General features: G+C 71.8%; 19 protein-coding genes and 3 tRNA genes. 14 read left to right on the top strand and 8 right to left on the bottom strand.

What is annotated here, in order from left to right:
* The 5 genes from EAO70_RS37910 to EAO70_RS13630 all read left to right on the top strand — a co-directional run.
* Nucleotides 1-310: hypothetical protein (locus EAO70_RS37910; RefSeq protein ID WP_222723466.1), on the top strand; the 310-nt coding region annotated here is incomplete at its 5' end.
* Nucleotides 311-421: 111 nt separating this feature from the next.
* Complete coding sequence (gene purD / locus EAO70_RS13645) at nt 422-1672, top strand: phosphoribosylamine--glycine ligase (protein WP_148003247.1); 1251 nt, start codon at nt 422-424, stop codon at nt 1670-1672.
* Between the two features lie 251 nt (nt 1673-1923).
* Nucleotides 1924-3837, top strand: coding sequence for a hypothetical protein (locus EAO70_RS13640; protein WP_148003246.1), 1914 nt, complete (start codon nt 1924-1926; stop codon nt 3835-3837).
* A gap of 374 nt (nt 3838-4211) precedes the next feature.
* Entirely contained in the window at nt 4212-5672 is a 1461-nt protein-coding gene (locus EAO70_RS13635; protein WP_148003245.1) for a N,N-dimethylformamidase beta subunit family domain-containing protein, read from the top strand.
* Between the two features lie 125 nt (nt 5673-5797).
* Complete coding sequence (locus tag EAO70_RS13630; RefSeq protein WP_148003244.1) at nt 5798-6706, top strand: phosphoribosylaminoimidazolesuccinocarboxamide synthase; 909 nt, start codon at nt 5798-5800, stop codon at nt 6704-6706.
* A gap of 89 nt (nt 6707-6795) precedes the next feature.
* On the opposite strand, the gene EAO70_RS13625 is transcribed toward EAO70_RS13630, so the two are convergent.
* From EAO70_RS13625 to EAO70_RS13590, 6 genes are all read right to left on the bottom strand, one after another.
* A tRNA-Gly gene (locus EAO70_RS13625) sits at nt 6796-6871 on the bottom strand.
* Nucleotides 6872-6893: 22 nt separating this feature from the next.
* On the bottom strand, nt 6894-7652 hold the full coding sequence (locus EAO70_RS13620; protein ID WP_410091272.1) for a response regulator: 759 nt from the start codon (nt 7650-7652) through the stop codon (nt 6894-6896).
* A 37-nt stretch (nt 7653-7689) separates the two neighbouring features.
* Nucleotides 7690-8607, bottom strand: a complete 918-nt coding sequence (locus EAO70_RS13605) for an ABC transporter ATP-binding protein (protein ID WP_261992841.1) — start codon at nt 8605-8607, stop codon at nt 7690-7692.
* 151 nt (nt 8608-8758) lie between these two features.
* Nucleotides 8759-8834, bottom strand: a tRNA-Gly gene (locus EAO70_RS13600).
* An 80-nt stretch (nt 8835-8914) separates the two neighbouring features.
* A tRNA-Gly gene (locus EAO70_RS13595) sits at nt 8915-8986 on the bottom strand.
* Nucleotides 8987-9202: 216 nt separating this feature from the next.
* Nucleotides 9203-9544, bottom strand: a complete 342-nt coding sequence (locus EAO70_RS13590; protein WP_148003243.1) for a histone-like nucleoid-structuring protein Lsr2 — start codon at nt 9542-9544, stop codon at nt 9203-9205.
* A gap of 366 nt (nt 9545-9910) precedes the next feature.
* Here EAO70_RS13590 and purS point away from each other — a divergent pair, with 366 nt between their 5' ends.
* From purS to purM, 7 genes are all read left to right on the top strand, one after another.
* Complete coding sequence (purS, locus tag EAO70_RS13585; RefSeq protein ID WP_017240564.1) at nt 9911-10156, top strand: phosphoribosylformylglycinamidine synthase subunit PurS; 246 nt, start codon at nt 9911-9913, stop codon at nt 10154-10156.
* Nucleotides 10153-10836, top strand: coding sequence for a phosphoribosylformylglycinamidine synthase subunit PurQ (gene purQ / locus EAO70_RS13580; protein WP_148003242.1), 684 nt, complete (start codon nt 10153-10155; stop codon nt 10834-10836). Before purS ends, purQ begins: the two co-directional genes overlap by 4 nt.
* Nucleotides 10833-13082 carry a phosphoribosylformylglycinamidine synthase subunit PurL gene (gene purL / locus EAO70_RS13575; RefSeq protein ID WP_148003241.1) on the top strand — a complete coding sequence of 750 codons (2250 nt, stop codon included), beginning with the start codon at nt 10833-10835 and terminating at the stop codon, nt 13080-13082. Before purQ ends, purL begins: the two co-directional genes overlap by 4 nt.
* Nucleotides 13083-13526: 444 nt before the next feature.
* Nucleotides 13527-14315, top strand: coding sequence for a maleylpyruvate isomerase family mycothiol-dependent enzyme (locus EAO70_RS13565; RefSeq protein WP_148003240.1), 789 nt, complete (start codon nt 13527-13529; stop codon nt 14313-14315).
* A 64-nt stretch (nt 14316-14379) separates the two neighbouring features.
* The gene (locus EAO70_RS13560; protein ID WP_148003239.1) at nt 14380-15336 is read left to right on the top strand and encodes an META domain-containing protein; all 957 of its coding nucleotides are present in this window, start codon (nt 14380-14382) and stop codon (nt 15334-15336) included.
* Nucleotides 15337-15554: 218 nt separating this feature from the next.
* Nucleotides 15555-17081, top strand: coding sequence for an amidophosphoribosyltransferase (gene purF / locus EAO70_RS13555; RefSeq protein ID WP_148003238.1), 1527 nt, complete (start codon nt 15555-15557; stop codon nt 17079-17081).
* A 52-nt stretch (nt 17082-17133) separates the two neighbouring features.
* On the top strand, nt 17134-18219 hold the full coding sequence (gene purM, locus EAO70_RS13550; protein ID WP_148003237.1) for a phosphoribosylformylglycinamidine cyclo-ligase: 1086 nt from the start codon (nt 17134-17136) through the stop codon (nt 18217-18219).
* Between the two features lie 144 nt (nt 18220-18363).
* On the opposite strand, the gene EAO70_RS13545 is transcribed toward purM, so the two are convergent.
* Both EAO70_RS13545 and EAO70_RS13540 read right to left on the bottom strand, forming a co-directional pair.
* Nucleotides 18364-18618 (bottom strand): DUF3073 domain-containing protein, encoded by a 255-nt coding sequence (locus tag EAO70_RS13545; RefSeq protein WP_030318267.1) that lies wholly within the window; start codon nt 18616-18618, stop codon nt 18364-18366.
* Nucleotides 18619-18941: 323 nt separating this feature from the next.
* Nucleotides 18942-20033 (bottom strand): Leu/Phe/Val dehydrogenase, encoded by a 1092-nt coding sequence (locus EAO70_RS13540; protein ID WP_148003236.1) that lies wholly within the window; start codon nt 20031-20033, stop codon nt 18942-18944.
* Between the two features lie 155 nt (nt 20034-20188).
* On the opposite strand from EAO70_RS13540, the gene EAO70_RS13535 reads away from it, so the two are divergent.
* Nucleotides 20189-21088 carry a hypothetical protein gene (locus EAO70_RS13535; protein WP_148003235.1) on the top strand — a complete coding sequence of 300 codons (900 nt, stop codon included), beginning with the start codon at nt 20189-20191 and terminating at the stop codon, nt 21086-21088.
* A 603-nt stretch (nt 21089-21691) separates the two neighbouring features.
* Entirely contained in the window at nt 21692-21898 is a 207-nt protein-coding gene (gene bldC, locus EAO70_RS13530) for a developmental transcriptional regulator BldC (protein ID WP_003949541.1), read from the top strand.
* The last annotated feature ends 448 nt before the right edge of the window (nt 21899-22346 follow it).

The following is a 22346-nucleotide window of genomic DNA, read 5'->3' as shown; positions in this document are numbered from 1 at the left end:
CCTTCCAGCAGGCCCCGCCGCCCGCCCACGCGCAGCCGCAGTCGACGCCGTCCTCGTCGTTCCCGCAGGCACAACAGGCACACCTTCCAGCAGGCCCCGCCGCCCGCCCACGCGCAGCCGCAGTCGACGCCGTCCTCGTCGTTCCCGCAGGCACAACAGGCACAGGCACAGGCCCCCGCGCCCGCCCCGGCGCAGCCGCCCGCGCCCGCGTACACGCCGCCCGCGCCGCGGTCCGTGGCGCCCGAGGACGACATGCCGGAGGAGGACGACCCGGACCTCGTCGACTCCGCGCTCTCCGGGCACGACCTGATCGTGCGCGAGCTCGGAGCCACGGTTGTGGAGGAATACACGAACGAGTAGGGGCGTCTCGTTCAGTGGCCCGCACAAGGGGCATCCCGGTCCTCGGGCTACCCTGACTGGCGTGAAGGTCCTCGTCATCGGCGGCGGCGCCCGCGAACACGCCCTGTGCCGCTCTCTCTCCCTCGATCCCGACGTCACCGCTCTGCACTGCGCGCCCGGCAACGCCGGGATCGCGGAGGTCGCCGAGCTGCACCCCGTCGACCAGCTGGACGGCGAAGCCGTCGCGCGCCTCGCCACCGAGCTCGGCGCCGGCCTGGTCGTCGTCGGCCCGGAGGCCCCGCTCGTCGCCGGCGTCGCCGACGCCGTCCGCGCGGCCGGCATCCCCGCCTTCGGCCCGTCCCGGGAGGCGGCGGAGCTGGAGGGCTCCAAGGCGTTCGCCAAGGACGTCATGGCGGGCGCCGGAGTGCCGACCGCCCGCAGCTACGTCTGCACGACCCCGGAGGAGATCGACGAGGCACTCGACGCCTTCGGCGCCCCGTACGTCGTGAAGGACGACGGCCTCGCCGCCGGAAAGGGCGTGGTCGTCACCGACGACCTGGCGCAGGCCCGGGCCCACGCGCTCGCGTGCGACCGCGTGGTCATCGAGGAGTTCCTCGACGGCCCCGAGGTCTCCCTCTTCGCCATCACCGACGGCACCACCGTCCTCCCGCTCCAGCCCGCGCAGGACTTCAAGCGCGCGCTCGACGACGACGCGGGCCCGAACACGGGCGGCATGGGCGCCTACTCGCCGCTGCCCTGGGCCGACCCCAAGCTGGTCGAGGAGGTCCTCGGGACCGTCCTCCAGCCGACGGTCGACGAGCTGCGCCGCCGCGGCACCCCCTTCTCCGGCCTGCTGTACGCGGGTCTGGCGATCACCGGCCGGGGTGTCCGGGTCATCGAGTTCAACGCCCGCTTCGGCGACCCCGAGACCCAGGTCGTGCTCGCCCGGCTCCGCACCCCGCTGGCCGGCGTCCTGCTGAACGCCGCCAACGGCACCCTGGACGACCAGGCCCCGCTGCACTGGAGCGACGACGCCGCGGTCACCGTGGTCGTCGCCTCGCACAACTACCCGGAGACCCCGCGCACGGGCGACCCGATCGAGGGCCTCGACGAGGTCGCCGAGAAGGACGCCCCGCACGCGTACGTGCTCCACGCCGGCACGCGGCGGGACGGCGACGCGGTCGTCAGCGCGGGCGGCCGGGTCCTCTCGGTCACCGCGACCGGAACGGACCTGGCGCAGGCCCGCGAGCGCGCCTACGCGGCGGTCGGCCGTATCCGCCTTGACGGCTCCCAGCACCGCACCGACATCGCGCGGAAGGCCTCGGAAGCCTGACGGGAGCGTTGATTTCTCGCGCGGCCGTGCGGTGGATCGTACGGCCGCGCGAAATCCATCACCTTTGCCCAAAGCCATACCTTCGAGTGACGACTGAGCCATCCGGATGACTCCCGCCGAACCCCCAACTAGGGTGCGGCGAAGGCGTTCCGGCACTTGGCCCACCGGCATTGCGATGTCAGTGACGGGTGCCACAGTGGGGGAGTGAGCAACACCGCCACAGGCAGTCCCGACACGGGCAGGAGGGGGTGATGAACGGCGTGACCGGTACCGGCTCCGTTGTCGGCGAGGAGTGGGGAGCGCGCGCCGCGCGCTCCCGGGCCCTCGCCGTCCTCCGGGTCCGCGGCAGGGCACTGGGCCTCGCGGTCCTGCCCGCCGCCGTGGCCGTCGTGCTGTACGCGGGCGGGGCCACCGGCCACTTCACCGGCTCCGGCTGGGACGCGGCCCGCTGGGTGGTGACCGTCCTCGCGGTCGTCGTTCTCCTCGCGGCCACCGCCGTGTCCCTCGTCGTCGCGCGGGCCCGTCCGGCCGCCACGCCGACGGTGGAGCTCTCCGAGACCGCCGCGCCCGACCTCTACCGGCTCGTCCGCGACCTGGCCGACCGGCTCGACGTCCCGGCCCCGGCGGCGATAGCCCTGACCCCGGACTGCGACAGCTGGCTGGAGGACCGCACCCACCGGGCCCACCGCGCGCTGCGCACCCCGAGCGGCGACGGAGAGGGCGAAGGCGCCCCCGTCCTCGTCCTGGGCTCCCCGTTCCTGTGGTGGATGCGGGTCGGCGAGCTGCGGGCTGTCCTGGCCCCCGTCGTCGCCGGCACCGGCCCCGCCGCGCACCCGGACATAGCCGCCGCCCGCCGCTTCATCCGCGGCCTCGACGCCGCCGTGGCCGTGCCCACGACCCCCGGTCTCGACCCGGTCCGCCGGCTCGGCGCGCACGGGGTCGGCCGGATCGCCCGCGTCCTCCTGCGCGCCTGCCGCGGGCACGCCGCCGAGATGGAACGCGGGGTGGCCGCCGCCGGCTCGGAGCGCGCCCAGGCCGTGGACTACGGCGTACGGATCGTCGCCCAAGAGCAGGTCGGCCTGGCGTACGCGGGCTGGGACCGGCTCCTGACCCGGGTCGCGCTGCCCGCCTGGCGGATGGGCCGCTGGCCCGCCAAGCTCGACGCCGGCGTGGTCTCCGCCCTGACCGAGCTCTCCCGTCGCGACCGGCTCGCGGACGGCTTCTCCTCCCGGCTCGGCGAGCGGCCCGCCTGCGACCTCCTGGAGGAGCCGGGCGCCGTCGACGAGGCCACCTCGCTGCTCGCCGCCCGCCTCTTCCACGGCGGCCCGGCCGCACCCGGCCCCGACTGGTCCCCGGTGGAGTGGAGCCAGTACCCGGAGGAGGTCGTCGACCGGAAGTGGCGTACGGACGCGGCCCGGCTGCACCAGGTCCTCGACGGCCTCGGCCGGGCGGACTCCGCCACCGCGGGCCAGGGCGTTCGGGGCGTCACCGAGGGCCCGACCCTGACCCGGGTGATCGCCCACCTCTCCACGGAACCCCCGAAGCCGACCGATGCCGCCGCCCCGGACGCCGCTGCCGAGGACGCCGTACGGGGAGGGGCCGACACCGACCTCGGCCGCGACCTCGTCCTCACCCGGGACCCGGACGCGGACGGAGACCTGGAGCGAGGCGTCGACGCGGACATGGACGCAGACCTCGACGCGGACGAAGAGGTCTTCAACCCCGCCGCCGATGCGCTCGCCAGGGCGCTCAGCGCGCTCCTCGCGCGCGAGGAGGCGGCCAGGGAGGCGCGGGTGGCCGCGACGGCCCTGTCGGCGGCGGCCCACGGCGCCGACCAGGACGACCGGCACCCCGGCGCCGCACTCCCCGCGGTCAGCGGCCCGGACGGCCCGCTGCCACTCTTCCCGCTCCAGCCGCCCCGCTCGGGCCGTGACCTGCTCGCCGACCACGTCACCGCGATGGTCTGCTGCGCGGCCGTGGACACCGCCGAGGCGGCCCCGGGCCTCGACTGGCTCGACGGCCCGGCGCTGCTCGTCGGCGGCGAGCGGGCGGTGGACCTCGGTCCCCGGGTGCTCGCGCTCGTCGAGGACGGCGACCCGGAGCCGCTGCGGGACTGGCTGGCCCGGACCGGGGTGCGCCCCGAGAAGCCCGTACGGCTGGTTTGAGGCCTCCGGGGGAGCCCGGAGGTGGCCGGGACGCGTCGGCGGAGGTCGCCAGGACGCCCCCCGGAGGTGGCCGGGAGACGCCGGTGGAGAACCGCCGTTTCGGAGCCCCGTCTTCCACTCTCGCCAATTCACGACGAACGGTGACGGAGTGCGTGCGTTATGTGATGTGCTGGAGACCGTCACTGACAGAGGCACGAACCAGAGGCCACAGCCAGGTGTCCGAAAACGGGCGCCGGGCGCATGGCCCGAACCGAGGTCCTGACCGAGGACCCACAGCGGGCGCCCACTCCGGGCGCCCGGACCAGAGGCACGAGCCGGCGCGATCACACAGGCACTGACCAGCCGACCCGGGGGAGTCGAGGGAGGGGCGCAGCATGGGGGCGGATCAGATCAGGCGGTGGGAGTCGGGTGCGCTGGCGCACGCCGTATCGGATCCCTTCGGCCAGGGCCCGCTGCCCTGGCTGCGCGGTTCCGAGAACTACTTCGACGACACCGGGCAGGTGGTCCCCTGGTACGCGGACGAGATCCTGGCCCGGGGCGGCAGAGGCGGCCCGCGCACGGCCGACGACGTCCGGCGCCAGATCAAGGGCTTCGCCTCGGACGGGGCCGTGGCGCCCGGGGAGTCGATCGACTTCCACATCACGGTGGACCCGCCCCAGCAGTTCTCGGTCGACGTCTACCGGATCGGTCACTACGGCGGCGACGGCGCCGCGAAGATCACCACGAGCCCCCGGCTCTCCGGGATCGTGCAGCCGGCGCCGCTGACCGCCGACCGCACGGTCTCCTGCCACCACTGGTGGCAGTCCTGGCGGCTCCAGGTGCCGTCGTACTGGTCGATCGGCGCGTACGTCGCCGTGCTCACCACCGTCGACGGCCACCGCTCGCACATCCCGTTCACGGTCCGCGACGACCATCCGGCCGATCTGCTGCTGGTCCTCCCGGACGTGACGTGGCAGGCGTACAACCTCTATCCGGAGGACGGGCACACCGGCGCCAGCCTCTACCACGCGTGGGACGAGGAGGGCCGGCTGCTCGGCGAGCAGGACGCGGCCGTCACCGTCTCCTTCGACCGGCCGTACGCGGGCGCGGGGCTGCCGCTCCACGTCGGGCACGCGTACGACTTCATCCGCTGGGCCGAGCGCTACGGCTACGACCTGGCGTACGCCGAGACCCGCGACCTGCACGCGGGCCGGGTGGATCCGAGCCGTTACCGGGGGCTGGTCTTCCCGGGGCACGACGAGTACTGGTCGGTGCCGATGCGCCGGACCGTCGAGCAGGCCCGCGACCACGGCACGTCGCTGGTCTTCCTCTCCGCCAACACCATGTACTGGCAGGTGGAGCTGGGCCCCTCGCCGTCCGGGGTGCCGGACCGGCTCCTGACCTGCCGCAAGCGCCGCGGCCCCGGCCGTCCCGCGCTCTGGCGCGAGATCGACCGGCCCGAGCAGCAGCTCCTCGGTATCCAGTACGCGGGGCGGGTGCCCGAACCGCACCCGCTGGTCGTGCGGAACGCCGGGCACTGGCTCTGGGACGCCACCGGCGCCGGCGACGGAGACGAGCTCCCCGGACTGGTCGCGGGCGAGGCCGACCGCTACTTCCCGCGTACGGCGCTCCCCGAGCACGAGAGCCGCATGCTGCTCGCCCACTCGCCCTACCGCGACGGCGAGGGGGCGCTGCGGCACCAGGAGACGAGTCTGTACCGCGCGCCGTCGGGCGCCTGGGTGTTCGCCTCGGGCACCTTCGCCTGGTCGCCGGCGCTCGACCGGCCCGGCCACGTCGACGCCCGCGTGCAGCGCGCCACCGCGAACCTTCTCGACCGGATCTGCAAGAGGGACTGAGCGGGACTGCGAGCGACCGGGCGGGGGGAGGGACTGAGCGGGGGGTCACACGGCCCGGCGGCCGGGGCCGCCCGGATGTGCGAGAGAATCGGACACGCTCCTGGATCAACCTACGCGGAGGAACCGTGTCCGGATTCGTAGAAAAGCCCGAGCCCGTCCAGGTCCCGGGCCTCACCCATCTCCACACGGGCAAGGTGCGCGACCTGTACCGGAACGAGGACGGGGACCTCGTGATGGTGGCGAGCGACCGCATCTCCGCGTTCGACTGGGTGCTGCCCACCGAGATCCCCGACAAGGGCCGGGTCCTCACCCGGCTCTCCCTGTGGTGGTTCGACCGGCTCTCCGACCTCGTTCCGCACCACGTGATCTCGACCGAGGTGCCGGCCGGCGCCCCCGCCGACTGGGCGGGCCGCACCACGGTCTGCTCGTCGCTCAACATGGTCCCGGTCGAGTGCGTCGCCCGCGGCTACCTCACCGGCTCCGGCCTCCTGGAGTACAAGGAGTCCCGCACGGTCTGCGGCCTCGCCCTCCCCGAGGGCCTCGGCGACGGCTCCGAGCTGCCCGCCCCGATCTTCACCCCGGCCACCAAGGCCGCGGTGGGCGACCACGACGAGAACGTGTCGTACGAGGAGGTCGCCCGCCAGGTCGGCGCCGAGGCGGCGGCGGTGCTGCGCCGGACGACCCTCGACGTGTACGGCCGGGCCCGGGACATCGCCCGCGACCGCGGGATCATCCTCGCGGACACCAAGTTCGAGTTCGGCTTCGACGGCGAGACCCTCGTCCTCGGCGACGAGGTCCTCACGCCGGACTCCTCCCGCTTCTGGCCGGCCGACCAGTGGGAGCCGGGCCGCGCCCAGCCGTCGTACGACAAGCAGTTCGTCCGGGACTGGCTGACCTCCCCGGCGTCCGGCTGGGACCGCCGGAGCGAGCAGCCCCCGCCGCCGCTCCCGCAGGAGATCGTGGACGCGACGCGCGCCAAGTACCTGGAGGCGTACGAGCTGCTGACCGGCGAGTCCTGGTCCGACAGCTTCTGAGGCCCCGGCCCGCCCCCCGGCCCGTGTGCCGGGGGGCGGGCCACGGCGCACGAGAAAGCCCCCGGTCGGATCGACCGGGGGCTTCTTCATGGAGCGGACGACGAGATTCGAACTCGCGACCCTCACCTTGGCAAGGTGATGCTCTACCAACTGAGCTACGTCCGCATGCGCCGTAGCGCGGAGCCAACTATACCCAACCTTTCGCCTGCGCGAGCCGCACCGCCGTATGACGGTTCTCCGCACCGAGTTTGGCGGCGGCGGAGGAGAGGTAGTTGCGGACGGTGCCGGGGGAGAGGGAGGCGCGGCGGGCGATCTCCGCGACGGGGGCGCCGTCGGCGGAGAGTTCGAGCACCTCGGCCTCCCGCGCGGTCAGCGGGGAGTCCCCCGAGGCGATGGCGTCAGCCGCCAACTCCGGGTCCACATAGCGGTTTCCGGCATGCACGGTACGGATGATCTCGGCAAGCCGCTGGGCGCTGACGGTCTTCGGGACGAAGCCGCGGACGCCGGCGGAGAGGGCCCGCTTGAGGTGCCCGGGACGGCCGTGGCCGGTCACGATCATGGTGCGGCAGTCGGGCAGTTCGTCGCGGAGGGCTGTGGCGACCCTCACACCGTCCGCTCCCGGCATCTGCAGATCGAGCACGGCGACGTCGGGCCGATGGGCGCGGGCCATGGCGAGCGCCTCGGGTCCGGTGGCGGCCTCGGCGACGACGACGAGATCGTCCTCCAGACCGAGCAGCGCGGCCACCGCTCCCCGGATCAGATGCTCGTCGTCCGCGAGCAGCACACGCACCCGCGGGGGTACGGACACGGGACCGGGCTCGTCTGCGGGCACGGGCCCGGGGTCGTCCTCGCGTACGGGCCCGGCGGCGCCGACGCGTACAGCCCCGGGGCCGGCTGCGCGGCCCTCCTCGGGCAGGGGTACGGGTCCCCGCTCGGGCGCGGTCATCGCCGCGCCTCCGCCCGGGCCACCGGAATCCGGGCCGTCACGAGGAACGTGCCGTCGGCGCCGGGTCCCGCGTCGAGCGTCCCGCCGACCGCCGCGAGCCGTTCCCGCAGCCCGACGAGCCCGGTCCCGGCACCCGCGGGTGCGTGTGCTGCTCGCGGGTGCTGGTCTCCGCCCTCGGCTCCGGGCTCTTCGTCCCCCTCAGCATGCTTCCCGACGAGATCGCGGCCGCCTGCGAACTCCTGCCGGTGACCTGGGCGGGGGTGCCGGAGAGCACGATCTGGCCGCGGTGCATGATCGCGAGCCGGTCGGCCAGGGTCTCGGCCTCCTCCAGGTAGTGGGTGGTGAGCAGGACGGTGGTGCCGCCGTCGCGCAGCGCGCGGACGAGTTCCCAGGTGTCGCGGCGTCCTTCGGCGTCGAGGCCGGTGGTGGGTTCGTCGAGGAAGAGGATCTCGGGGCGGCCGAGGAGGGCGAGGGCGAGGTCGAGCCGGCGCCGTTCGCCGCCGGACAGCTGCTTGACCCGTACGCCCTCGCGGCCCGTGAGGCCGGTGGCGCCGAGCGCTTCGGCGGCGGGGCGGGCGTGGGTGGTGCAGCCCGCCCACATCCGTACGGTCTCGGCCACGGTCAGTTCGGAGGGGAAGCCGCCTTCCTGGAGCATCACGCCGATCCGGGGGCGGACGGCGGCCCGGTCGCGGTAGGGGTCGTGGCCGAGGACGCGGGCGGTGCCCGCGCTCGGGGCGGCGAGGCCTTCGAGGAGTTCGACGGTGGAGGTCTTCCCGGCTCCGTTGGTGCCGAGGAGGGCGAAGATCTCGCCGCGCCGTACGGTCAGGGAGATGCCGCGGACGGCCTCGAAGCCGCCGGAGTAGCCGCGGCGGAGGCTTTCCGCCTCGATCGCGGGCGCTTCGGAGTACGCAGGGTTCGCGGGGTCCGCCCAGTTCGCGGGGGTCGCGTTGCTCATGTGTCCAGGTTTCCGGCGGCGCGGACCGTCCGGCAGTGCGCGCTGTCATCACCCGCTTCTGACAAAAGTCATGGGGGGAGAAGTCGGGGAGGCCGCGAAAGAAGGGGGGACACGACGAAGGCCCCGGTTCGATGAACCGGGGCCTTCGATCTGGAGCGGACGACGAGATTCGAACTCGCGACCCTCACCTTGGCAAGGTGATGCTCTACCAACTGAGCTACGTCCGCATTGCCGCCGCTCAGCTCTCACTGGGCGGTGCGAGCACCACTCTATCCGACGCACCGGAGTGCTTGGTCTTGCGATGCAGAGCGGGTGACAGGAATTGCACACTGCGCCTTCCCCCTGGAAGGGGGCTGTTCTGCTACTGAACTACACCCGCACGCTGCGTGAGGTTCGGCTTCTCGGCCTTGCCCCTCGGCGTGTTCCAGACTCTAGCGGATCATCGGGGGTGCAATGCAAATCGGTTCCCCCCGGGCCGCGTCGCCGGGTGGGGCCGGCCCGCCGACCGGCGGTCCGGTCCGAGGCCGACCCGCAGTCCGAGCCGCGGTCCGGCCGCACTCCGGTCCGCAGTGCGATCCGCCGCCCCGCCCGCCGTTCAGCTCGCCGCGCGGAAGGCCTCGTAGACCCGCTTGGGGATCCGGCCGCGGGCCGGCACCTCCATCTTGTTGGACTGCGCCCAGGCGCGGACCGCCGCCGGGTCGGGGGCCAGGGAGGTGCGCGTGTACGACTCGCGGGAGGCGCTCCGGCCGGTCCCGGCCTTCGACGGCGTCGTGCGGCCGGCGGCGAGGTACGGAGCGAGTGCCTTGCGGAGTTTCTTTGCATTGGCAGCATTCAGGTCGATCTCGTACATCTTCCCGTCGAGGCCGAACGCGACCGTTTCAGCTGCTTCTCCGCCGTCCATGTCGTCGGAGATTGTGACCACCACACGCTGAGCCACGGATATCGGTCCTTTCCTGCGGCCGGTGCCGCAGTGGGGGTGCTTGTGGCGCCCCTGACGTGCGGCGATGCCGACCGTACGGCTGTGCCGCGACCACGCTGATTCTTTCTCGATTCCTTTGTACAGCGGCGGGCGTCGCATTGTGAAGCCCCGGCAATTGTTTCAGCGTGTCCCGGTGGATTGACGTCCGCAATATTTCACGGGAATTTTGCGCGGGCGGGCTCGGAGGGAGGTGTGGGTGGCGATCCCTGGCAGGGTGCCGCCGTGACCTGGCTTTTGTAGGATCCTTCAGATCTCTACCCGCGTAGAATTTGGAGACAGGTACGCTGAGGGAACCGCCCACGCAACACACCACCGGGAGTGCCAGTGGCACGCGTCGTAGTCGACGTCATGCTCAAGCCGGAGATCCTCGACCCTCAGGGGCAGGCGGTGCAGCGTGCACTGCCCCGCCTGGGATTCGCCGGAATCGCCGACGTCCGTCAGGGGAAGCGTTTCGAGCTGGAGGTGGAGGGGCCGGTCGACGACGCCGCCCTCGCCCGCATCCATGAGATGGCCGAAACCTTCCTTGCCAACACCGTGATCGAAGACTTCATCGTGAAGGTGGAGTCGTGACCGCACGCATCGGCGTCGTCACGTTCCCCGGAACGCTCGACGACCAGGACGCGCTGCGTGCCGCCCGCCTCGCGGGCGCCGAGCCCGTATCGCTCTGGCACCGCGACAAGGACCTCAAGCAGGTCGACGCCGTGGTGCTGGCCGGCGGTTTCTCCTACGGCGACTACCTGCGGGCCGGAGCCATCTCCCGCTTCTCGCCGGTGATGGAGACGATCATCGAGCAGGCGAAGGCGGGCATGCCCGTCCTCGGCATCTGCAACGGCTTCCAGATCCTCACCGAGGCGCACCTGCTGCCGGGCGCGATGCTGCGCAACAACCACCTCCACTTCATCTGCCGCGACCAGAAGCTGCGGGTGGAGAACGCGGAGACCGCCTGGACCTCGGACTACACCGCGGGCCAGGAGATCGAGGTCCCGCTCAAGAACATGGACGGCCGGTACGTCGCCGACGAGCGGGTGCTCGACGAGCTGGAGGCCGAGGGGCGGGTGGCCTTCCGCTACCTCGACGTCAATCCGAACGGCTCGCTGCGCGACATCGCGGGCATCACCAACGCCGCGGGCAACGTGGTCGGCCTCATGCCGCACCCCGAGCACGCCGTCGAGCCGCTCGTCGGCACGGGCAAGACGGACGGCCTCGGTTTCTTCACCTCGATCCTCAAGAAGCTGGTCAACGCCGTATGAGCCTCGACACCGTCAAGCACGCGAGCGAGACGCCGGACAGCGAGCAGCCCTGGAAGGAGCTCGGCCTCAAGGAGGACGAGTACGCGCGCATCCGCGAGATCCTGGGCCGCCGTCCCACCGGCGCCGAGCTCGCCATGTACTCCGTCATGTGGTCCGAGCACTGCTCGTACAAGAGCAGCAAGGTCCACCTGAAGCAGTTCGGCGAGAAGGTCCCGGAGAACGACGCCATGCTCGTCGGCATCGGCGAGAACGCCGGCGTCGTCGACGTGGGCCAGGGGTACGCGGTCACCTTCAAGGTCGAGTCGCACAACCACCCCTCGTACATCGAGCCCTACCAGGGCGCGGCCACCGGCGTCGGCGGCATCGTCCGCGACATCCTCGCCATGGGTGCCCGCCCGGTCGCGGTCGTCGACCCGCTGCGCTTCGGCGCGGCCGACCACCCCGACACCAAGCGCGTGCTGCCCGGTGTCGTCGCCGGCATCGGCGGCTACGGCAACTGCCTGGGCCTGCCGAACATCGGCGGCGAGGTCGTCTTCGACTCCTGCTACCAGGGCAACCCGCTGGTCAACGCCGGCTGCATCGGCGTGATGAAGCACGAGGACATCCACCTCGCCCAGGCCTCCGGCCCCGGCAACAAGGTGATCCTGTACGGCGCCCGCACCGGCGGCGACGGCATCGGCGGCGTCTCGGTCCTCGCGTCCGAGACCTTCGACGACACCAAGCCCACCAAGCGCCCCGCCGTCCAGGTCGGCGACCCCTTCCAGGAGAAGCTCCTCATCGAGTGCACCCTGGAGATCTTCAAGGAGAAGCTGGTCGCGGGCATCCAGGACCTCGGCGGCGCCGGGCTCTCCTGCGCCACGTCCGAGCTGGCCTCCGCGGGCTCCGGTGGCATGCGGGTCGACCTCGAGAAGGTCCACCTGCGCGACGCCACGCTCTCGCCGGAGGAGATCCTCATGAGCGAGTCGCAGGAGCGCATGTGCGCGATCGTCGAGCCCGCGCACGTCGACCGCTTCCTGGAGATCTGCGAGAAGTGGGACGTCATCGCGGTCGTCATCGGTGAGGTGACCGACGGCGAGCGCCTGGAGATCTTCTGGCACGGCGAGCAGATCGTCGACGTGCCGCCGCGCACGGTCGCCCACGAGGGCCCGGTCTACCACCGGCCGTTCGCCCGCCCCGAGTGGCAGGACGCGCTCCAGGCCGACGACGCCGGCAAGCTGCCCCGGCCGAAGGACGGCGCCGAGCTGAAGGACCAGGTCCTGAAGCTGGTCTCGTCGCCGAACCAGGCGTCGAAGTCCTGGATCACGGACCAGTACGACCGGTTCGTGCAGGGCAACACCGTCCTGGCGCAGCCCGAGGACGCGGGCATGGTCCGCATCGACGAGGAGACCAACCTCGGCGTGGCCATGGCGACCGACGGCAACGGCCGGTACGCCAAGCTCGACCCGTACACGGGCGCGCAGCTCGCGCTGGCGGAGGCGTACCGCAACGTCGCCGCCTCCGGCGCCAAGCCGCTCGCCATCTCGGACTGCCTGAACTTCGGTTCGCCCGAGGACCCGGCCGTGATGTGGCAGTTCGCCGAGGCCACCCGTGGTCTCGCGGACGGCTGCCTCCAGCTCGGCACCCCGGTCACCGGCGGCAACGTCTCCCTGTACAACCAGACGGGCGAGACCGCGATCCACCCGACGCCGGTCGTGGCCGTGCTCGGTGTGATCGACGACGTCAACCGCCGTACGCCGATCGCCTTCGCGGAAGAGGGCCAGCTCCTCTACCTGCTCGGCGACACGCGTGAGGAGTTCGGCGGCTCGGCCTGGTCCGAGGTGATCCACCAGCACCTCGGCGGTCTGCCGCCGGCCGTGGACCTCGACCGGGAGAAGCTGCTCGGCGAGATCCTGATCTCGGCCTCGCGCGACGGCATGATCGACGCCGCGCACGACCTGTCCGACGGCGGTCTGGTCCAGGCGGTCGTCGAGTCCTGCCTGCGCGGCGGGAACGGCGCGCGCCTGGTCGTCCCGGAGGGACTGGACGCCTTCACGTTCCTCTTCAGCGAGTCGGCGGGCCGCGCGGTCGTCGCCGTCCCGCGCAGCGAGGAGCTCCGCTTCACCGACATGTGCGGTGCGCGGGGTCTGCCGGCGGCGCGGATCGGTGTCGTCGACGGCGACACGGTCGACGTCCAGGGCGAGTTCGCGCTCTCCCTGGAGGAGCTGCGGTCGGCGCACGAGGCGACGATTCCGGCCCTGCTGGCCTGATACGCGGCCTGATACGGAGCACCGGGGAAGCCCCCGTCCGGACCTGAACGGTGCGGGCGGGGGCCTTCTCGTTCCCTCGGGCGAGCTCCCTCGTACGAGCTCTTGCGAGGTATCACGTCATCACACCCACCAGCTGGGCCAGGCGTACGCGAGCGACATCACCCGGGAGGACCCGGCCCTCCCGCGACCGGCCTTCGCGTGGCTGTGGCCGGTGGTCCGGCGGAGCAGCGCCTTCCCGGCCTTCGGCGCACCGCTGCTCGCGGTGGCGGACGGGACCGTCGTGCACGCCGAGGACCGGCAGCGCGACCATCTGAGCTGCAACTCGCTGTTCGGCGTGGGCGTACCGGCGAACGGCGAGACGTTCGCAGTGCCGCGCGCGGCCGGCCACCCGGTCCGACCCCGGCCCTGCTCCTCCCCCTCCCGACTCGGGCTACCCTCGCCCCCATGCCACCGGCCAGGAAACGCACCCGCCGTTACGACTCCGCCAAGACCAGGGCGGCCGTCCTCGCCCAGTTCGCCCACGTACGGGAGGCGGTCGGGGCGCTCACCCCCGCCCAGCTCGACGGGCCGACCCGGCTGGGGGAGTGGACGGTACGGGACCTGGCGGCGCATCTGACGGGGGTGCTCTCCTCGACGGCCCGGCGGCTCGCCGAGCCGGAACCGGCCCGCCGCGAGCTGGCCCTGCTCGACTGGCCCGCGGCCACGGCATCCGCGGCGGCGGACATCGACGAGGGCACCCGGGCGATCGACTCGGCCGATCTGCCGGCGCTGTTCGCGGAGGCGGCGGCGCGCTACGAGGCGGCCCTCGCGGGCGTGCCCGACGAGCGGCTGGTGCCGACCCGGTTCGGCGCGATGACGGTCGGGGACCTCCTGGTGACCCGGGCCTTGGAGCTCGTGGTGCACACCGACGACCTGAACGCGGCGACCGGCGCCGGCGTCCCCCAGGACCGGCAGGCCCTCGCCGCCTGCACCCGGCTGCTCGCCGACGCGCTGGCCGCGAAGGCCCCGGGCGGGGCGGTCGAGGTGCGGATCCCGCCCTTCGCGGTGGTGCAGTGCGTCGAGGGCCCCCGGCACACCCGGGGCACCCCGCCCAACGTGGTGGAGACCGACCCGCTGACCTGGATCCGTCTGGCGACCGGGCGGGCCCAGTGGGCGACGGAACTGGCCGGTGGCCGCGTCGGCGCGAGCGGCGAACGGGCCGACCTGGGCGGCCTCCTGCCCCTGATGGGCTGAGCCGGTCCCACCCACGCGGGCGGCCCGGGCGGAACCGACTTCCGCCGGGGCCCGTCCCATCCCCATGCAGACGCAGACGACGCGCACCTTCGCATCCGCCGCATCCGCCGCCGCCCTGGCCCTCTTCCTCGCCGCCTGCGGCGCGGAGGGGGGAAGTTCGGGATCCGGTCCCGGCTCCGGATCCGGCTCCCTCGCCCCCGACCTGGTCGTCGCCGGTACCCACTGGACGATCGGCGCCGTCACGGTCGACGGCCGCAGGTCCGCCGCTCCCGACGGAGCCCGGCTCGCGTTCGGCAAGGACGGCCGCGCCTCCGGGAACAGCGGCTGCAACGGCTTCGGCGCGACCGTGGACGTGCAGGGGGACACCCTGACCGTCTCCCAGCAGGGGATCACCGAGATCGGCTGTCCCGGGGACCGGCAGCGCTTCGAGAAGGACCTGGTCAAGGCCTTCGACGGGGAGCTCAAGGGCCGCCAGGAGGGCGAGACCCTCACCCTGGCCTCGGCCGACGGCCGCAACAGCGTGGAGCTGACCGAGGAGCCGTCCGTCCCGCTCCGCGGCACCATCTGGAAGATCGACGGGCTGGTCTCGGGGGGCACCGCGTCCTCGCTGACCCCGGGCACCGGGGGCAAGGCCCGGCTCGTCATCGGCGCCGACGGCAGGGTGTCCGGCAACCTCGGCTGCAACAACTTCGGCGCCACCGCCCGCGTCGAGGGGAAGAAGCTCACGGTCGAGGGCCCCGCGGCCACGACCCGGATGATGTGCACCGGCACACAGATGCAGCTGGAGACACAGCTGTACGAGATCCTCGACGGCCCGCTGACCTATCGGCTGGACCACCGCACGCTGACGCTGACCGACGCCCGCGGTAAGGGCCTGACCGCGACGGCCGCCCCCGCCGGCGAACCCTCCGGGGCCACCGGCGGAACCTCCGAGACGACCGGCGAACCCTCCGGGACCACCGGCGGAACCTCCGAGACGACCGGCGGAACGGACGGCCAGAACCAGCCGTCCGCCGGGTGAACGAGCCTCTCCGGGGTGCCCTCCGTCACATCGGCGCCGGCCTGCGGGCCTGGTACGAGCGTCCGCTCGGAGGGCACCCGGGGCGGGAATCCCTTACCGGGCCTGCCTTGTAGGCCCCTCCAGACCCGAGACGATCTTTTGGTGTGATCATACGAGTGGAGCGGCCCCCGCATTTCCTCAATTCGGACCAGTGGTCGACCCCGTCTACACTCGGAAACGTGCCACGTGGTGACGGTCGACTCAATCACGACCTGCTCCCCGGCGAGAAAGGCCCCCAGGACGCGTGTGGCGTCTTCGGTGTCTGGGCTCCGGGTGAAGAGGTCGCAAAGCTCACGTACTTCGGGCTCTACGCCCTCCAGCATCGGGGCCAGGAATCCGCGGGTATCGCGGTCAGCAACGGCTCCCAGATCCTCGTCTTCAAGGACATGGGCCTCGTGTCCCAGGTCTTCGACGAGACCTCTCTCGGTTCCCTCCAAGGTCATATCGCGGTCGGTCACGCCCGCTACTCGACCACCGGGGCCTCCGTGTGGGAGAACGCGCAGCCGACGTTCAGGGCGACCGCCCACGGCTCGATCGCGCTCGGCCACAACGGCAACCTGGTGAACACGGCGCAGCTCGCCGAGATGGTCGCGGACCTGCCCAAGAAGGAAGGCCGCAGCACCCGGGTGGCGGCCACCAACGACACCGACCTCCTCACGGCGCTCCTCGCCGCGCAGGTCGACGAGGACGGTGAGCCGCTCACCATCGAGCAGGCCGCCGCGAAGATCCTCCCCGACGTCCGGGGTGCCTTCTCCCTCGTCTTCATGGACGAGCACACGCTCTACGCGGCCCGCGACCCGCAGGGCATCCGCCCGCTGGTCCTCGGCCGGCTGGAGCGCGGCTGGGTGGTCGCCTCGGAGTCCGCCGCCCTCGACATCTGCGGCGCCAGCTACGTCCGCGAGGTCGAGCCGGGCGAGCTGATCGCGATCGACGAGAACGGCATCCGTACCTCGCGGTTCGCGGAAGCGAAGCCCAAGGGCTGTGTCTTCGAGTACGTGTACCTCGCCCGCCCCGACACCGACATCGCCGGCCGGAACGTGTACCTCTCCCGCGTGGAGATGGGCCGCCGCCTGGCGAAGGAGGCGCCCGTCGAGGCCGACCTGGTGATAGCGACTCCGGAGTCCGGAACCCCGGCGGCCATCGGCTACGCCGAGGCCTCCGGCATCCCCTTCGGCGCCGGCCTGGTGAAGAACGCCTACGTCGGGCGCACCTTCATCCAGCCCTCCCAGACCATCCGCCAGCTCGGCATCCGGCTGAAGCTGAACCCGCTCAAGGACGTCATCAAGGGCAAGCGCCTGGTGGTCGTCGACGACTCGATCGTCCGCGGCAACACCCAGCGCGCCCTCGTCAAGATGCTCCGCGAGGCCGGCGCGGCCGAGATCCACATCCGGATCTCCTCGCCGCCGGTGAAGTGGCCCTGCTTCTTCGGCATCGACTTCGCCACCCGCGCGGAGCTGATCGCCAACGGCATGTCGATCGAGGAGATCGGCAAGTCGCTGGGCGCGGACTCGCTCTCGTACATCTCGATCGACGGGATGATCGAGGCGACGACGATCCAGAAGCCGAACCTCTGCCGTGCCTGCTTCGACGGCGAGTACCCGATGGAGCTGCCGGACCCCGAGCTGCTCGGCAAGCAGCTCCTGGAGACCGAGCTGGCCGCCGGCCCGGCCGCCACGGCGGCCTCCGACGCCCTGCGTCGCCCGTAAGACCCCGCTGCAGCCGCCGTGCGAGCAGTCACGACACGAAAGTTCTGAACCCATGTCTCAGACCCCCAGTGCCGCAGGCGGCGCCAGCTACGCGTCCGCGGGCGTCGACATCGAAGCGGGCGACCGCGCCGTCGAGCTCATGAAGGAGTGGGTGAAGAAGACGCAGCGCGCGGAGGTCGCGGGCCTCGGCGGCCTCGGCGGCTTCGCCGGCCTCTTCGACGCCTCCGCCCTCAAGCGCTACGAGCGTCCGCTGCTCGCCTCCGCCACCGACGGCGTCGGCACCAAGGTCGACATCGCCCGCCAGATGGGGGTGTACGACACGATCGGCCACGACCTGGTCGCGATGGTCATGGACGACATCGTCGTCTGCGGCGCCGAGCCGCTCTTCATGACCGACTACATCTGCGTCGGCAAGGTCCACCCGGAGCGCGTCGCCGCCATCGTCAAGGGCATCGCCGAGGGCTGTGTCCTGGCGGGCTGCGCCCTCGTCGGCGGCGAGACGGCGGAGCACCCGGGCCTCCTGGGTCCGGACGACTTCGACGTCGCCGGCGCCGGCACGGGTGTCGTGGAGCACGACCGGCTGCTCGGCGCCGACCGCATCCGTTCGGGTGACGCGGTCATCGCCATGGCCTCGTCCGGTCTTCACTCCAACGGGTACTCGCTCGTCCGGCACGTGGTCTTCGACCGGGCGGGCATGACTCTCGACCAGCAGGTCGACGAGCTGGGCCGCACGCTCGGCGAGGAGCTCCTGGAGCCCACGAAGATCTACTCGCTGGACTGCCTGGCCCTCACCCGGACCACGGACGTCCACGCGTTCAGCCACATCACGGGCGGCGGTCTCGCGGCCAACCTGGCCCGGGTGATCCCGGACGGGCTGCACGCCACCGTCGACCGCTCGACCTGGGCGCCGGGCGCGATCTTCGACCTGGTCGGAACGGCCGGCCGGGTGGAGCGCCTGGAGCTGGAGAAGACCCTGAACATGGGCGTCGGCATGATGGCCGTCGTGCCGGCCGACTCCGTGGACGCGGCCCTGACGACGCTGGCGGACCGGGGCGTCGAGTCCTGGGTCGCGGGCGAGATCACCGAGCGCGGGGCGCACACGACCGGCGCGGAGCTGGTCGGGGACTACGCGAAGTAGGACCACGGCGTTACGCGTGCGGGGCGTCCCTCAGGGGGCGCCCCGCACGCGTTCACGGGGTCCTTGGCCCCGGCCCGCACGCGGACAGCACAGAAACCCGGCCGGGTGATCCCGGACCGGGTTTCTGCGATGCGATTCAGAAGGTCAAGCGCGACGCGGGGACGCACTCGGACCGGACTCGTCGTCCTCGTCCTCGTCGTCCTCGTTATAGAGATCCGCGTACTGGGCGTACGGGTCGTCTTCCTCGTCGTCGTCCTCGAACGGCTCGCCATTCGGCGGCTGGTTCGAAGTCGAAGCGCCCAGCTCATTGGCCAGACGCGTCAGGTCCGTCCCGCCGCTGCTGTACTTCAGCTGGCGGGCGACCTTGGTCTGCTTGGCCTTTGCCCGGCCGCGCCCCATGGCTCGACCCCCTCGGTGACGGGGCTCGATGGCCCCAGAGTCTTGACACGCGTTCATGATTCGGAACGGGCTCTCGACAGAGAGACCGGTCCGTAGGGCTTCAACGGTACCTGTTTCCGCGGGTCTACGGTACGCCGCGCGCATCACATACCCCGGTACAGAACCATCGAGGCGCCCTTTCCTCGCTGGTCAGTCGCGATTTTAACCTCTTCTCGGGGGCCGACCCGCCGAGGGGCGTGAGCGAAGTCTCCCCATGGACGCCCCACGGGCCCCCCACGGACTCCTCACGTCCACCCCAATGGCGGGCCGGCCCCCGTGCGGGGCTAGGCCCGGCGGGCTTCGGCCATCCGCTGCTCGGCGATCCGGTCGGACGCGGCGGCCGGCGGAATCCCATCCGCCTTCGCACGTGCGAAGATCTCCAGGGTGGTGTCGAAGATCTTCGTGGCCTTCGCCTTGCAGCGGTCGAAGTCGAAGCCGTGCAGCTCGTCGGCGACCTGGATCACGCCACCGGCGTTGACCACGTAGTCGGGCGCGTAGAGGATCCCGCGCTCCACGAGGTCCTTCTCGATGCCCGGGTGGGCGAGCTGGTTGTTCGCCGCGCCGCAGACCACGCTCGCGGTGAGGAAGGGGACGGTCTCCTCGTTGAGCGCGCCACCGAGCGCGCAGGGCGCGTAGATGTCGAGGCCCTCGACGCGGATGAGCGCGTCGGTGTCGGCGACGACGGCGACCTGCGGGTGCTTGTCGGTGATCCGGCGGACCGACTCCTCGCGCACATCGGTGATCACGACCTCGGCGCCGTCCTCCAGGAGGTGCTCGACGAGGTAGTGGCCGACCTTGCCGACCCCCGCGACGCCGACCTTGCGGCCGCGCAGCGTCGGGTCGCCCCAGAGGGTCTGCGCGGAGGCGCGCATGCCCTGGAAGACGCCGAAGGCGGTGAGGACGGAGGAGTCGCCGGCGCCGCCGTTCTCGGGGGAGCGGCCGGTCGTCCACTTGTTCTCGCGGGCGACGACGTCCATGTCGGCGACGTAGGTGCCGACGTCGCAGGCCGTGACGTACCGGCCGCCGAGGGAGGCGACGAAGCGGCCGTAGGCGAGGAGCAGCTCCTCCGACTTGATCTTCTCCGGGTCGCCGATGATGACGGCCTTGCCGCCGCCGTGGTCGAGGCCGGCCATGGCGTTCTTGTACGACATGCCCCGCGCCAGGTTGAGGGCGTCGGCGACGGCCGCGGCCTCGGTGGCGTACGGGTAGAAGCGGGTGCCGCCGAGGGCGGGGCCCAGGGCGGTGGAGTGGAGGGCGATGACGGCCTTGAGGCCGGTGGCGCGGTCCTGACAGAGCACGACTTGCTCGTGGCCACCCTGCTCCGAGTGGAACAGGGTGTGCAGTACGTCAGCAGGAACGCCGGTCACATCGGTCACGGTGGTGACTCCCAAGTACGAAGCGGCGGTTGCGGACCTCCCTGCGGGTGGGGGAGGACCAGTTCGGCACGAGGGTAAGTCCTACCTGGGCGTAGATCGGCGGCAGTGCTCAGGATCACCCCCTCCCGGAGTACCTCCGTGGAAGGATTCGCGACATGTCGGTCGCCTCCTCGGTCCTCATCCCCTACGCGTCCTATCTCCGGGTGTACGAGCCGCTGGCCGCGTTCCCCGAGCCGGAGCGGACCCACTGGACCCGGTACGCCGGCCGGGAGCGCACCCCGGGGGCGCAGGAGGAGCTGCGGCGCTCGCTGGCCGACCTGCTGCCGACGCCACCGGTCCCGGTGCCGGTCCACGAGAGCGGGGAGGCCTTCGTCGCCCGGCTGGACGGGGTGGTGGTGATCTGCCCGTGGCGGACCAGGCTGCGCGGCTGGCTGGCGCTCCAGGAGCTGGTGGCCCAGTTCCCGGAGCCGGTGCTCGACGCGATGCTGCCGCCGGTGGTGCGCCTTCAGGTGGAGAGCGACTACGAGCGCTGGCTGAGCCGGAACCCGGACGCGCGCCCGTGGATCCGTACGGCGGTCTGGCACGTGCCGCTGCGCTGGTTCGCGCTCTTCGGGGACGAGGACCGGGAGTACGAGCCGGGGGAGCGGCCGACCGGCGAGCGGCGGTCCGGCGCGGGCGCGGACCAAGCGGGCGCGGACGGCGCCGGGAGGGCGCCGGTGCTGCGCTACCGGACGACGATGGCGCAGGCGCGCCGCCGTCTCGCGCGGGCGCTGCGGGCGCTGCGGGAGTCGATCGACGAGGGGCCCATGACGGAGGGGCTGGTCGAGGTGGGGCGCTGGCTGGAGGAGTTCCATCCGCGGTCGCTCGTGGAGCTGGACTTCGGCGGCCTGGTGCACGCGGTCCCGGAGGAGTGGCTGGCGGCGGACCGGTCGGCGGAGCAGATGGCGGAGGGGATCGCGGCCCTGCGCGCCGGCGACGGGGAGCGGGCGAGCGCCGTGTACGGGCGGCTCGCGGAGCGCTGGCGTGCGGTGCGGGATCTTCGCTTCGCGAACTGACATCAGTCGGGCATCTTCGTCAGGTCGGTATCGACAAGACATGTCCGACGGGTGTAAATGATCTTCAGGGCTGTCCGGATACCGCCTGCCCGGTTTTGTATGCCGGGGGTGCCGGCGGGGACTTCGGGGGGCTCCGGGTCCTTCGGCACTCCTCGGGCGGGGACGTTGGTCCCGATCCGGGCCTTTGGCTCAAGCGTGACGGACAGCACGTAACGCACCCTTGCGCCCATCGCCCACCCTCGTGCCAAAATAGGACAAGGAGTCCGGGGAGGGTTCCTTCCGTCCATCTATGGGCGGAACGCTCAGCATTGCACTCTATGGGGGGTCTGAGGACTCCTGATCGCTCTGTGACTGATCGTCACAGTCGCGTGACTGTCCGTTATGGCATGGTCCATCGACTTCCGCCGCTGATGAACACCTGCGAGGGCAATTCCATCGGTTTGGCCGACGTGGCTGGACGGATGGTGTAGTTGTAGTGCCGAGGACAAGCCGTTCGTCCTATAACCGACTCGGCCCGCTTCTGCCATTTCGGGCAACGCGGGTCAAGGTGCAGAATTTAGAGGAAAGAACCGAGAAGGTTCGGTTCTCCCGAGGAGGCCGCTCATGACCGCTCGCACCCCTGATGCCGAGCCGCTGCTGACCCCTGCCGAGGTTGCCACGATGTTCCGCGTGGACCCGAAGACGGTGACCCGTTGGGCGAAGGCCGGAAAGCTCACGTCCATCCGCACCCTGGGTGGGCACCGCCGGTACCGCGAAGCTGAGGTTCGCGCGCTGCTGGCGGGCATTCCGCAGCAGCGCAGCGAGGCCTGAGGTCGCGCAAACACCCCGTAGTACCCAGCAGTACCCCGTAACACCGGGCCCGTCCGGATCCCCCAATCCGGTCGCCCACCCCTAGCTCTGCCGACGGATTCCTGCCCCAACAGGCCTTCGTCAACGATCGCGCTGGACTCCGCCGGGTCCGGCGCGATCTTCTTTTGTGTCCGGCGCCACTTCGCGAGGGGTGGTGCAATTGCACACATTAAATCGCGCCCGTGTAGGGAGGGTGTAAGTGAAGGGGTTTCTGAAACGACTTCAGTGACTCCCGTCACACTGGCGAACTCTTGCCAAAGAACAGCCTGCCACTTCACGGAACGGCCTCAACCCGCCGTTGGTCATGGGTCGGTGGGACCTTCGGCCCCGCCGCTGCCGGCCGGCTTCGTCACCCGTACGGGCCTGAAGCGGCTGCCCGACCTGATGCGCTATCTGGTGGCGGTTGACC

It is taken from the genome of Streptomyces sp. adm13(2018) (genome assembly GCF_008042145.1).
In the GTDB taxonomy this organism is placed as follows: Bacteria; Actinomycetota; Actinomycetes; order Streptomycetales; family Streptomycetaceae; genus Streptomyces.
Note: the sequence above shows the minus strand (reverse complement) of the source record. Positions and strands in the feature narration are given on the sequence as shown.

Bases quoted from the DNA above. Each gene is read 5' to 3' on its own strand.
- EAO70_RS13535 (WP_148003235.1), top strand. From the start codon at position 20,189: ATGTCGGTCGCCTCCTCGGTCCTCATCCCCTACGCGTCCTATCTCCGG.
- EAO70_RS13640 (WP_148003246.1), top strand. From the start codon at position 1,924: ATGAACGGCGTGACCGGTACCGGCTCCGTTGTCGGCGAGGAGTGGGGA.
- EAO70_RS13635 (WP_148003245.1), top strand. From the start codon at position 4,212: ATGGGGGCGGATCAGATCAGGCGGTGGGAGTCGGGTGCGCTGGCGCAC.
- EAO70_RS13545 (WP_030318267.1), bottom strand. From the start codon at position 18,618: ATGGGGCGCGGCCGGGCAAAGGCCAAGCAGACCAAGGTCGCCCGCCAG.
- EAO70_RS13560 (WP_148003239.1), top strand. From the start codon at position 14,380: ATGCAGACGCAGACGACGCGCACCTTCGCATCCGCCGCATCCGCCGCC.
- EAO70_RS13565 (WP_148003240.1), top strand. From the start codon at position 13,527: ATGCCACCGGCCAGGAAACGCACCCGCCGTTACGACTCCGCCAAGACC.
- purL (WP_148003241.1), top strand. From the start codon at position 10,833: ATGAGCCTCGACACCGTCAAGCACGCGAGCGAGACGCCGGACAGCGAG.
- purM (WP_148003237.1), top strand. From the start codon at position 17,134: ATGTCTCAGACCCCCAGTGCCGCAGGCGGCGCCAGCTACGCGTCCGCG.
- EAO70_RS13620 (WP_410091272.1), bottom strand. From the start codon at position 7,652: ATGACCGCGCCCGAGCGGGGACCCGTACCCCTGCCCGAGGAGGGCCGC.
- EAO70_RS13605 (WP_261992841.1), bottom strand. From the start codon at position 8,607: ATGAGCAACGCGACCCCCGCGAACTGGGCGGACCCCGCGAACCCTGCG.
- bldC (WP_003949541.1), top strand. From the start codon at position 21,692: ATGACCGCTCGCACCCCTGATGCCGAGCCGCTGCTGACCCCTGCCGAG.